The following is a 10,238-nucleotide window of genomic DNA, read 5'->3' on the forward strand; positions in this document are numbered from 1 at the left end:
TCGGTACAAAGCCTGGGATCCGTCTTTTTTGACGGCACGATTGTTTCAGCCCTCGACGTCCGGCGCGAGAGCCGATTCCGTAAGGCCGAAGAGCGTCTGCATGCTGGCGTGGGCCGTCACCTCCATATCCAGCGGTGTGAGCACCACGTAGCGGTGGTTGACGGCGTAGTCGTCATAGCTCAGATCTTCGCGGCTGTCCCGATGGTTGGGCCGCACGGCCATGTCGTAATAGTCAAAGTCCCCGTCGCTGGTGTGGGCATAGGTGTTGGTATAATTGTGGCGGCGTCCCATGCGGGAGACCATGGTCCCCCGGATGGCATCGGCGGGGCAGTTGGGAATGTTGACGTTCAGCACGTAGTCCCGGTTGGTCGGCTGATGGATGAACCAGCGGGCGGCCTTAAGCGCGTATGCGGCCGCATAGGTGTAGTCGTAGGTTTCGCCGCTGTTGAGGGAGACGGCCATGGCGGGTACGTGATTGAAATAGCCGGCGGAGGCCGCGCCGACCGTGCCGGAGTGGAGAATGTCGAAGGCGACGTTGGAGCCGTGGTTGATGCCGGAGATGAGCAGCTCCGGCGGCTCGGGCAGCAGGGCGTTCAGGGCGATGTCCACGGCGTCGTAAGGCGAGCCCCAGACGCGGTAGCCCGCGATGTCCGGCTCAAAAACCGAAGCTTGTACCTTGAGCTTGCCGCGGACGGTTTTGCTGTGGGATTTGGCCGATTGGGGCTCGGCCGGCGCCGAAACGATCACCCGGCCGAGCCGGCTCAGCGCCCGGGCCAGCGCGTGGATGCCCGGCGCGTCAAAACTATCGTCGTTGGAAATCAAAATGGTGGGAGTCATGGTATTCCTTTCTGTGTTTCATTTGTCGATGGGGAGTTTTGGCTGGCATCAAATTACCTGCTATTGTATAAGATCGGCCGCGCCGATTCAAGGTTTAAACTTTGCCGATCGGAGTATATTATCGTATTTGACAGTTTGGACGTCGGCTTTTATACTAAAAGCGTCCGCGAAATGCAAACACTTTTAAAATGCAACCAAGGAGGGATGATGGGATCGCTGGGACGACAATTAAAAAGACGGCGGCAGCAGATGGGCGAGAAGATCGATCGGCCGCGCCCGCGGCTTGGGACGGATCGGCTTGTGATTAAAGTGGTGGGTGAGCGCAAGGATGAATGCCGGGAGATGGTGGCCAATGCGAGACGGGCCGTGGCCATTGCCGGGCTCGACGCCGAGGTGCGCTGTGTGGCCGGCCGGGGACAGGGCGCGGCTCATCGCATTTTCCAGACGCCAGGCATGCTCATCGACGGCAGGCGCATCGTCATGGGGCGCACGCTTTCGATGGATGCGATGCTCAAAACGCTGAAGGCACTGGGGTATACCGACGAGAAATAATCCGTTGCTGCTCGTGATCGCGGCGCTCGTTTTTGGCGCGGTCGGGAATGGCCTTTCGGAATTACGCGGCCGGCCATTGAGAACGGCGGCGCTTGACAGCGATGCCGGATTCCGGTAGAATAAAAACGATATCATAACCGGAAGAAGACAGTCCGGAGTTCGGTGAAGCGCAGTAGTGCCCACCATGCGAAGGCACGGCACAAATAAATTAAAACGGAGGAACCCCAATGAGAAGAGGCAGACACCCATTGAGGACGGCTATTTTTCAATTGATTTTCGGCATTGTCATGTTTGTCCTGGCGTATTGGAACCGCGCGGCGGGAGATACCCGCAGCATGACCTGGAATATCATTTTAGGCGTGGCGGCCATCGGGATGGCTGCTGTATGGCTGTTGGCTTTCATCAAAAATCAATAATAAAATATAATCAAAAAGCACCGGCGCATCGGTGCTTTTTTGTGTGGCTTCTTATGGCGCCTCCCGCAGAAAACGCGGCGGTTTGTCGGCGAGGAAAAAGGACAGCAGGATAAGGCCGCAGCCAACGGCGCCGATCCAGGTCAGGGTTTCGCGGAGGATGAGCACGCCGAGGATGGTGGCCGTTGCCGGGGTGATGGCCAAATACAGACTCGCGCGTTCCGAGGTGGTGCCGGACTGGGCGTAGGGCTGAATCGCAAAACCGAACACCGAGCACACCACCGCGAGATAAAGAACCGGCGCCCAGACGTCCAGGGCTTCCGGCAGGCGGGGCGTTTCAAAGGCGAAGGTCGCAAGGATGCTGAACAACGCCATGAACGCCACCTGGAGCACCCCGAGGGTGATGGCGTCGTCCTGTTTGGAGAGCACATCCGTGAAGATGACGGACAGGGCATAAATCACCGCGGTCCCCAGGCACCAGACGATTCCGCTGTTGATGACGAAGCGGCCGCTTTGACCGATGGTGCAGGCCACGCCGGCGAAGGCGCCGGCTGCGGCGGTCAGGCCAGCACGCGCCGGCCACTGCCGGCGCCACAACCCGGTGAGCAGCGGAATCAGCATGATGGCGGAGCTTTCCACCAGCGCCGTCGTCGAGCTGGAGGTTTTGGAAAGGGCGACGGTCTCGCCGGCCATCACGGCGAAAAAAATCAGGCCGAGCAGCGCGCCGCGGCCAAAAGTTGCGCGGGTTATAGCGCGCATCCTTTTGCGAAAAAGGATGAGCAGCAGCACCGTCGCGATGGCAAAGCGCACCGCCAGCAGATTAAAGACTTCAAGGGCGGCCAGGCAATGCTTGACCATCAGAAAAGAGGTGGCGCGCGCGAAGATCACCAAAGCGAGCAGTTGTTCGGAACGTTTTTGAGTCATGAGAACCTCCTGCGAGTCGGATTCAGATTTAAACAGAAAAAGCTTAACACAAGTGGCAACCTTTTGCATCGATGAAAGCATTTTGTGCTAAAATAATAATCAAATCAATTAAAGGAGATGATGGATGTGAAAGTCGGTGCGATGAAATTAACGCGTTCAGTCATCATTTGTGTGATCGGCGATGAAAACGGCGGGGAAAGTTGCCGGGAGCAGGTGCCGGTGACAGGACCGGGCGTCGCCATCGAACGCGTCAATGCCTTTTTTGTGGACGCTGAGGTTGAGGCCATCATCTGCGTGATCGCAGACGTTCCCTTGGATTTGACGCCGGGCTCGCAGCACTACGGCGATGTGGTAGGGGCCGATTTGCCGGAATGGGAAAATGTGGATCTCGTCGCCAATTTTGAGGCGGCATTGCGGGTGCCCATCGGCTGTGTCCCGGCCGATCAGGACGACGATGGCGATGCGTGCGCCGCACTGAGGAAAGCGGCCGGGCTCGTCCGCCGATAGAGCGCTGAAACAACGCAATTAAAAAGCCACGCAAAAACGTGGCCGAGATCCGTCTGCCTAATGAAAAAATAGGTAATTGCCGATGAGGATGAGCATGATGCCGCCGGAGACTTCGGCCGCCTTGCCGAAACGGGCGCTGAAGAAATGTCCGATCATCACGGAAATGAACGACAAGCTGGCCGAGGTAATGGCAATAGCGGCGATGGCTGTGGGGATCGACATGCGGATAAAGGCGAAAGAGACGCCTGCGGCCAACGCGTCGATGGAGGTGACAACGGAGAGGAAAATCGTTTCCCGAACGCTGAAGCTGCGCCCGCGTTCTTCGGCCTCCAGATCTTCGTGGAAGGCATCCCAAATCATCTTACCGCCGATAAAAGTCAGCAGGATCAAAACGATCCAATGGTCGAAATGGACGATGGTATTGTAAAACTGACGGCCCAGAAGCCAGCCCAGCAGTGCCAGAATCCCTTCCGCGCCTCCGAAGGAGAGCGCGATAACGGCGACGTGGCGGTAGTTGACTTTCGGCATAGCCAGCCCTTTGCAGGCCGAGATGGCGCTGGAGTCCATTGGCAGACCGACGGCGAGCAGCATGATGCCCATAAATCCCAAGAGCTTACCTCTTCTTTCTCTGCGCAATGTGATGAATGTAAATAATTTAAATATTTTATCACGGCGCATCGGAGTCAGTCCATTCTAACATCGGCTTTTTAATAAAATTATTTAGGAGACCACATTGCTGGGGGCGCCGGCCAGCCAGCCTTTGAGATTGGCGCCGATGGTGGCAACCAGCCGCTCCCGGGCTTCCTTGCTGGCCCAACCGATGTGAGGAAGAATCAGACAATGGGGTGCGGCAAGCAGTGGATTATCCGGGATAATGGGCTCCCGGGACACCACGTCGACACCGGCGGCACTGACTTTGCCGGATGTGAGGGCTTCGGCCAGGGCCGCCTCATCCACCAGGCCGCCGCGGGAGACGTTGATCAATGTGATGCCGTCTTTCATTTTAGCGATGTTATCCCGATTGACGATGCGGTCGGTTTCGGGCGTCAGCGGGCAGTGGAAACTCAGAATATCCGACTGGCGGTAGAGGGTGTCAGCGTCGACGAAGCGCAGTGTGTCGCAGGCATAGGTCTTGTAATGATCCGGGTGGGCGGTGTGCACCAATATGGACATACCAAAGGCCTGGCCGATCTTGGCGACTTCCCGGCCGATGTGGCCAAAGCCGTAAATGCCCAAGGTTTTGCCGGCGACCTCTGAGATGGGCGCGAGCCAATAGGTGAAGATGGCCGATCGGCACCAATCGCCTCGGGCGACAGAATCTGCGTGGAGACTAACCTTGCTGGCCAGCTCGAGAATCAGGGCCCAGGTCATCTGCGCCACGGACTCGGTGCTGTAGGCCGGCACATTGGTCACGGTGACGCCGTGGCGGCGGCAGGCAGCGAGATCGATGACGTTGTAGCCGGTGGCACAAACGCCGACGTAGCGAATTTGGGGAAAGCGTGTGAGAACCGTTTCGTCGATGATAATTTTGTTGTCGAGAATGATTTCCGCTTCGTTAAGGCGTTCCCATTTGTTTGCCTCGGTGGTGTTGGCATAAATGCGGGTGTCGCAAACAGAAGTGATGGGATCCCAGCTGATGTCGCCGGGATTGATGGCGTCGCCTTCGAGTAAAATGGCTTTCATGTGAACCTCCGAATCATAAGTGTGAATTGGGTGCCGAGTGCTGTTCAATCATTATATGATTTTATTATAGCACGACGGCCGCTGATGATCCTGCAAAAGAAACGAAAGATACGAGAAAATAAAAGCGGCAGGAAGCGATTCGGAGAGTTGTTTTAAATGATTTCATGTGCTATGATGAGACAAAAATGCAGTCGGGGAGGCAGAGGCATGACAGAGGTAAAAAATGGCATGAATACCGGGGTGAATGAAATAACAGAAGACTTCCGCTATTTTGACGATTTGCCCTGCGGCGTTGTCATTTTCGAGTTAGAAAAAGGCCGCAATCTGATCCCGCTGTATCGCAACGCCTGGTATCGCAGGCTCTTCGGCTACGTCAGTCCCAGGCAGGCGGCATTGAAGGACAATGTGCTCGCCCGATTTTACGGCGAGGATCGCAAACGGGTGGCGGCCATGCTGATGGCCAGTGCGGCGGGACAGGCCGGCGAGATGACGGCGCGTCTGACCTTTAAAAATCAAAATGTGATTCGCGTGCATCTGAGGATCTGGTGCCTGGAGCGGGATTATATCCAGCCCAAAATCGGCATGGCCATCACCGGCGCCGACAATGAAGATCAGGTGGATCCCATGGCGGCCACGCACAATCAGTTTTATCGGAATATCGCCCAAAATGTGGCGCCTGTGGTTTATGATTACGATATTGAACAAGATCGCTTTTTTTATATTGAGCATACGCAGGCGGGAGAAATCTGCGAAAATATTGTCGACCATTATCTGGAGGAACTGCGCAATGATCGGCGGATCCATCCCAGTACGGTGCGGGAATACCGCAAGGCCCTGGCCGGCGACAGCCAGGAAGACAGCGTGGATTTTCTGGGACTGCGGGCAAATGGCGAATACGAATGGCAGCGCGCCAAGCTGCGAAAGATCCATGTGAGCGATCATGACAGTCTGAGTCTGCATATGATTGGCACCATCGCACCTGTCGGCAGCGATGGCGGCGCCAAACAGCGGCCGGTGCACATGGATCGGGTCACCGGGCTGCAGGATCGGGATTCCACGATGACAACCATTCAATGGATTCTTGAAGCCAGAGACACCAGCGCCCGCGCTTTTGTGCTTTTCCGGCTCAACGGACTTTCCGATGTGGATGACGCGATGGGCGACCGCGTCGGGGATCAGCTGCTGCACCGATTGGGGCAGGTGCTTGCCCACGCGCTGCAGGGCCAGGATGTGATCGGACGCTATTCGGGGTCGGTGTTTGTGGTGTTCATCCGTCATGCGGACAGCCGCAAGGTGGTGGAAAGTCTGTGGCAAAATGCCCGGGCAGCGATGGCGGGCGAAGCCGACGCCCATCCGGAATATCCGCGAATCGGCGTGACAGCAGGCATCGCCTATCTGCCGGAGGACGGCGGGACGCTGGCCGAAGCCGAGGCGGTGGCGGCCAATCGTCTTGAAGCGGCGGCCGTCGATTGGGAGCGGCAGGCGCCAATGGCATAGCAATCGCGAAAACTGTGTTTTTAAGATCAGTCGGATCGGATGGTCCGGCTTTTTTATTGCCCGAGATCCCGAGCGGAAAATGGGCAGCACATTGGCCTTTTGACCGGAGGGGAAAATATGGTATGATAAGGCATACTGCCGGCCAAAAGAATTTAAAGTCGGAAAAATAAAGGCCGGCAGGCAATGATAGAATGGAGGCGCATATGCAATTCGTGATTGGTCCGCACACGTCGATCGCCAGAGGTTACCGCCGAGCGGCGGAAGAAGCGGTGGCTATTGGGGCCAATACCTTTCAGTTTTTTACCCGCAATCCCCGGGGCGGCAATGCGAAGGCCCTGGATGCGGCGGATGTCGCCGGGCTGCGGGAAGTAATGGCCGCCCACGATTTCGGGCCACTGCTGGCCCATGCGCCATACACGCTGAACATGGCGTCGAAAACGGAGAAGACCCGGGAGTTTGCCAAGATGGCTTTTGCGGAGGATCTGGAACGGTTGGAGCGGCTGCCCTGTTCGCTGTATAATTTTCACCCCGGGAGTCACGTGGGACAAGGCAGCGAGACGGGCATTGCGCTCATCCTCGAGACTTTAAACGCGGTGATGCGCCCGGATCAGACGACGACGGTGCTGCTGGAAACCATGGCGGGCAAGGGCAGCGAGATCGGCCGCAGCTTTGAAGAACTGGCCGCCATTATCGCGGGCTGCGACCATGCCGAACACCTCGGCGTTTGTCTTGATACCTGCCACGTGTATTCGGCGGGATATGACATTGTCGGTCACCTGGAAGAAACGTTGGCGGCCTTCGACCGGATCGTGGGCATGGAGCGGCTGAAGGCGCTGCATATCAACGACAGCAAAACGCCCTTTGCCAGTTACAAGGATCGGCACGAGCAGCTGGGCAAGGGCAGCATTGGCCTCGCGGCGTTTGAACGTCTGGCGGCGCATCCGCAGCTCAGCCGGCTGCCGATGTTTCTCGAAACGCCCCACGATGATTATCGGTCCTATGGGCAGGAGATTGCTTTTATGCGCGCGGCGAATGAAGGGCGCCAGACAATGTAAAGGGCGGCTGAATGCTGAAACGGTTCGCCAAACATCAAAGGTCACACTTGACTAACAGCTCAGCGGCTCGCTATACTTGCGGCATTGATCAAAGGGCTCGGAGGAATCGGCGATGACAGCCACAGAAAAGAAACAATTTCGGCAGCAATTCAAACAGACAGCCATGCGGGTTTCCACCGTTTCGGTGGTGGTTAATCTGCTGCTGTCGGGACTGAAATTTTTGGCCGGGGTGGCGGCCCATTCCGGCGCGATGATTTCCGACGGGGTGCATTCGGCTTCGGATGTGCTGTCGACCATCGTGGTGATGGTCGGCGTAAATATTGCAAACAAGGAAAAGGACGCCGAGCATCCCTACGGCCACGATCGGATGGAGTCAGTGGCGGCACTGGCGCTGTCGGCGGTGCTGATGGTGACCGGCGCGCTCATCGGCTGGCGCGGCGTTCAGAAGATGCTTGACGTCAGGACGGTGGCAACGCCGGGGATGCTCGCCATAGCGGCGGCGGTCGTGTCCATCGGCGTGAAGGAATGGCTGTATTGGTATACCATTCGGGCGGCAAAGCGCATTCGCTCTGGGGCGCTCAAGGCCGATGCCTGGCATCATCGCAGCGACGCCCTTTCTTCGATCGGTGCCCTGATCGGGATCGCAGGGGCGCGCCTGGGCGTGCCGATTCTCGAGCCCATTGCCCAGGTGGTGATCGCGTTGATGGTGCTGAAGGTGGCCTTTGACATTGCCAAGGACAGTGTCGACCGGATGATCGACCGCTCGGTGGACCAGAAAACGCTGGATTCAATTTACCGCGTGGTTGTTCATCATCCCGGGGTGATCCGGGTGGACGATCTGCGCAGCCGGACCTTTGGCGCCGGATTTTATATCGATCTGGAAATCGCCGTGGATGCCAGGCTCAATCTGCAGGACGCACACGCCATCGCTGAATCCCTTCACGATCAATTAGAGAACCAATACCCGATGCTCAAGCATTGCATGGTTCACGTGAATCCGGCCGAGGCGGTAGAAATTTCAAAAAAATAACGGTTTAAAGCTCTGCGAGGCAGGGCTTTTTTTGATGGCGTTTTGGCCATATAAATTCCTTTGGCGAAAATGAAACAGGTGCTATAATGAAAAGAAATAAACGAAGAGGAAGAAGAATGAGGAAGGAGAGAAAAAATGCGTATTCGGGCAATCACCGAGTTTTATTTCAGTCCCACCGGCGGCACACGCCAAACGACCGTCGCTGTGGCCCGGGCCATGGCGGCGGCACTGGCTGTGCCGATGCAGACGGTGGACATCACGCGCCGATCGGATCGGCGGCAGGCCCATTGTTTTCGGGAGGATGATCTGGCGATCGTCGGGATGCCGACTTATGCCGGGCGCCTGCCCAATAAAATCGCACCGGATCTGAGGGCTTGTCTGCAGGGGCGGCGCACGCCGGCGGTGGCGGTGGTGACGTTCGGCAACCGCGCCTACGACAACGCCCTGGCGGAGCTTTGCGCCCTGCTCGAGGCCCGGGGATTTTTGCCCTTTGGCGCGGCGGCCCAACCCTGCCGCCACGCCTTCAGCGACCGGCTGGCCCCCGGTCGCCCGGATGGGCGGGATCTGGCTGTGCTGGCAGCTTTCGGCCGGCAGCTGGCCGGGCGTTTGCAGCGCGGGGACTTGTCGCGGGCGGCGGTTCCCGGCGATCCGGACGCGCCCTACTATGTGCCCAAAGGGACGGACGGTGCGCCGGCCAAATTTCTCAAAGCCAAACCGAAGACGGACGAAGCCCGCTGCAATGCCTGCGGAATTTGTGCAGCCGTTTGCCCGACGGCAGCCGTCAATCCGGCGGCGGTCGCCGAGGTGCCCGGCCTTTGCATCAAATGTCAGGCTTGTGTGCGGCGCTGTCCGACGGGAGCGAAATATTTTGACGATGCCGCGTTTTTATCCCATGTGGCGATGCTTGAAGCGCAGGAGGCGGCGCCAAAATCCGCGGCATTTTTTGCCGGCGCCAGCCGGGAACCGGCGGCATGTGGGAAATCATTTGGCGATTGAAAGGACGAGGAAGATGGAAAAGATGGATCTTTGCGGCGGCGAACTCTGCGATGCTGCGACGGTGGGGACGGACGGCCTGACGATTTTTTATCCGGCGGATCCGGACATGGATGCGGACAGCCGGACTTTGGCGGCACGGGCGGCGGCTTTGGCTCCGGGGCGGAGCTTTCGTCTGGTGGGGTTTTCGGTGCGCGACTGGGATCGGGCGCTTTCGCCCTGGGAAGCGCCCGGCGCCTTCAAGAAGCAGCATTTTGCCGGAGAAGGCCGAAAAACGCTGGATTGGCTGGTGCACGAGGTTCTGCCGGCATGGGGCGGCGCGGGAGGCGCCATTGCGGGTTATTCCCTCGGCGGACTCTTTGCTTTGTGGGCCTTTCACGAGTGCCGTTGTTTTCGGGCGGCGGCCAGCTGCTCCGGCTCGCTGTGGTATCCGGGCTGGATGGATTATCTGGCGTCGGCTGCCGTGCCGGAGGGCAGCCGGGTATATTTGAGCCTCGGAGAGCGGGAAGCACAGTCGAAAAACAAGATGATGGCCCGTGTGGGCGATGTGACACGCGAGACGGCGGCGTTTTATGCCGCCAGTGGCGCGGTGCGCGACGCGACGCTTGTCTGGCATCCCGGGGGTCACTTTGCCGATCCGGCGGGACGTTTGGCCGCGGGGATAGCTTGGCTGGCAGCCTGTGAAGCGGCGGACGGCCGGCCGCAAAAGTGAAGACGCATCACTAAAAAACCATGGATCCGTTTGGG

At 58.2% G+C, this 10,238-nt stretch carries 12 protein-coding genes; 8 read left to right on the forward strand and 4 right to left on the reverse strand.

The features are described 5' to 3' along the window. Positions 1-45 precede the first annotated feature (45 nt). The gene (gene surE / locus HMPREF0721_RS10050; RefSeq protein WP_006599658.1) at positions 46-837 is read right to left on the reverse strand and encodes a 5'/3'-nucleotidase SurE; all 792 of its coding nucleotides are present in this window, start codon (positions 835-837) and stop codon (positions 46-48) included. 207 nt (positions 838-1,044) lie between these two features. Between surE and HMPREF0721_RS10055 the strand changes: the two genes are divergently transcribed. Both HMPREF0721_RS10055 and HMPREF0721_RS11945 read left to right on the forward strand, forming a co-directional pair. Continuing rightward, the gene (locus tag HMPREF0721_RS10055; RefSeq protein ID WP_040640059.1) at positions 1,045-1,389 is read left to right on the forward strand and encodes a thioredoxin family protein; all 345 of its coding nucleotides are present in this window, start codon (positions 1,045-1,047) and stop codon (positions 1,387-1,389) included. A 227-nt stretch (positions 1,390-1,616) separates the two neighbouring features. Beyond that, positions 1,617-1,805, forward strand: coding sequence for a hypothetical protein (locus HMPREF0721_RS11945; protein ID WP_006599659.1), 189 nt, complete (start codon positions 1,617-1,619; stop codon positions 1,803-1,805). 51 nt (positions 1,806-1,856) lie between these two features. On the opposite strand, the gene HMPREF0721_RS10060 is transcribed toward HMPREF0721_RS11945, so the two are convergent. Then, positions 1,857-2,726, reverse strand: coding sequence for a DMT family transporter (locus HMPREF0721_RS10060; protein WP_040640060.1), 870 nt, complete (start codon positions 2,724-2,726; stop codon positions 1,857-1,859). A 126-nt stretch (positions 2,727-2,852) separates the two neighbouring features. Between HMPREF0721_RS10060 and HMPREF0721_RS10065 the strand changes: the two genes are divergently transcribed. Further along, positions 2,853-3,233: a hypothetical protein gene (locus HMPREF0721_RS10065; protein ID WP_156788740.1), complete on the forward strand. Its 381-nt coding sequence runs from the start codon at positions 2,853-2,855 to the stop codon at positions 3,231-3,233. Positions 3,234-3,290: 57 nt separating this feature from the next. On the opposite strand, the gene HMPREF0721_RS10070 is transcribed toward HMPREF0721_RS10065, so the two are convergent. Both HMPREF0721_RS10070 and HMPREF0721_RS10075 read right to left on the reverse strand, forming a co-directional pair. Beyond that, positions 3,291-3,833 carry a manganese efflux pump MntP gene (locus tag HMPREF0721_RS10070; protein ID WP_242821894.1) on the reverse strand — a complete coding sequence of 181 codons (543 nt, stop codon included), beginning with the start codon at positions 3,831-3,833 and terminating at the stop codon, positions 3,291-3,293. A 120-nt stretch (positions 3,834-3,953) separates the two neighbouring features. Beyond that, positions 3,954-4,916, reverse strand: a complete 963-nt coding sequence (locus HMPREF0721_RS10075; protein WP_006599663.1) for a D-2-hydroxyacid dehydrogenase — start codon at positions 4,914-4,916, stop codon at positions 3,954-3,956. A gap of 207 nt (positions 4,917-5,123) precedes the next feature. On the opposite strand from HMPREF0721_RS10075, the gene HMPREF0721_RS10080 reads away from it, so the two are divergent. The 5 genes from HMPREF0721_RS10080 (at position 5,124) to HMPREF0721_RS10100 (ending at position 10,203) form a co-directional block, all read left to right on the forward strand. Next, positions 5,124-6,413: a sensor domain-containing diguanylate cyclase gene (locus HMPREF0721_RS10080; protein ID WP_006599665.1), complete on the forward strand. Its 1,290-nt coding sequence runs from the start codon at positions 5,124-5,126 to the stop codon at positions 6,411-6,413. A 203-nt stretch (positions 6,414-6,616) separates the two neighbouring features. Beyond that, entirely contained in the window at positions 6,617-7,468 is an 852-nt protein-coding gene (locus tag HMPREF0721_RS10085) for a deoxyribonuclease IV (RefSeq protein ID WP_156788741.1), read from the forward strand. 112 nt (positions 7,469-7,580) lie between these two features. Further along, the gene (locus HMPREF0721_RS10090) at positions 7,581-8,498 is read left to right on the forward strand and encodes a cation diffusion facilitator family transporter (protein ID WP_006599667.1); all 918 of its coding nucleotides are present in this window, start codon (positions 7,581-7,583) and stop codon (positions 8,496-8,498) included. 135 nt (positions 8,499-8,633) lie between these two features. Continuing rightward, entirely contained in the window at positions 8,634-9,494 is an 861-nt protein-coding gene (locus HMPREF0721_RS10095) for a 4Fe-4S dicluster domain-containing protein (RefSeq protein ID WP_006599668.1), read from the forward strand. Between the two features lie 13 nt (positions 9,495-9,507). Further along, positions 9,508-10,203, forward strand: a complete 696-nt coding sequence (locus HMPREF0721_RS10100) for an alpha/beta hydrolase-fold protein (protein WP_050786995.1) — start codon at positions 9,508-9,510, stop codon at positions 10,201-10,203. Positions 10,204-10,238: the final 35 nt, after the last annotated feature.

The sequence above is a fragment of the Pseudoramibacter alactolyticus ATCC 23263 genome, from assembly GCF_000185505.1.
GTDB lineage: Bacteria > Bacillota > Clostridia > Eubacteriales > Eubacteriaceae > Pseudoramibacter > Pseudoramibacter alactolyticus.

What these genes read in the sequence shown, in the direction of transcription:
- surE (WP_006599658.1), bottom strand. Translation starts at nt 837, where the DNA reads ATGACTCCCACCATTTTGATTTCCAACGACGATAGTTTTGACGCGCCG.
- HMPREF0721_RS10055 (WP_040640059.1), top strand. Translation starts at nt 1,045, where the DNA reads ATGGGATCGCTGGGACGACAATTAAAAAGACGGCGGCAGCAGATGGGC.
- HMPREF0721_RS11945 (WP_006599659.1), top strand. Translation starts at nt 1,617, where the DNA reads ATGAGAAGAGGCAGACACCCATTGAGGACGGCTATTTTTCAATTGATT.
- HMPREF0721_RS10060 (WP_040640060.1), bottom strand. Translation starts at nt 2,726, where the DNA reads ATGACTCAAAAACGTTCCGAACAACTGCTCGCTTTGGTGATCTTCGCG.
- HMPREF0721_RS10070 (WP_242821894.1), bottom strand. Translation starts at nt 3,833, where the DNA reads ATGGGCATCATGCTGCTCGCCGTCGGTCTGCCAATGGACTCCAGCGCC.
- HMPREF0721_RS10075 (WP_006599663.1), bottom strand. Translation starts at nt 4,916, where the DNA reads ATGAAAGCCATTTTACTCGAAGGCGACGCCATCAATCCCGGCGACATC.
- HMPREF0721_RS10080 (WP_006599665.1), top strand. Translation starts at nt 5,124, where the DNA reads ATGACAGAGGTAAAAAATGGCATGAATACCGGGGTGAATGAAATAACA.
- HMPREF0721_RS10085 (WP_156788741.1), top strand. Translation starts at nt 6,617, where the DNA reads ATGCAATTCGTGATTGGTCCGCACACGTCGATCGCCAGAGGTTACCGC.
- HMPREF0721_RS10090 (WP_006599667.1), top strand. Translation starts at nt 7,581, where the DNA reads ATGACAGCCACAGAAAAGAAACAATTTCGGCAGCAATTCAAACAGACA.
- HMPREF0721_RS10095 (WP_006599668.1), top strand. Translation starts at nt 8,634, where the DNA reads ATGCGTATTCGGGCAATCACCGAGTTTTATTTCAGTCCCACCGGCGGC.
- HMPREF0721_RS10100 (WP_050786995.1), top strand. Translation starts at nt 9,508, where the DNA reads ATGGAAAAGATGGATCTTTGCGGCGGCGAACTCTGCGATGCTGCGACG.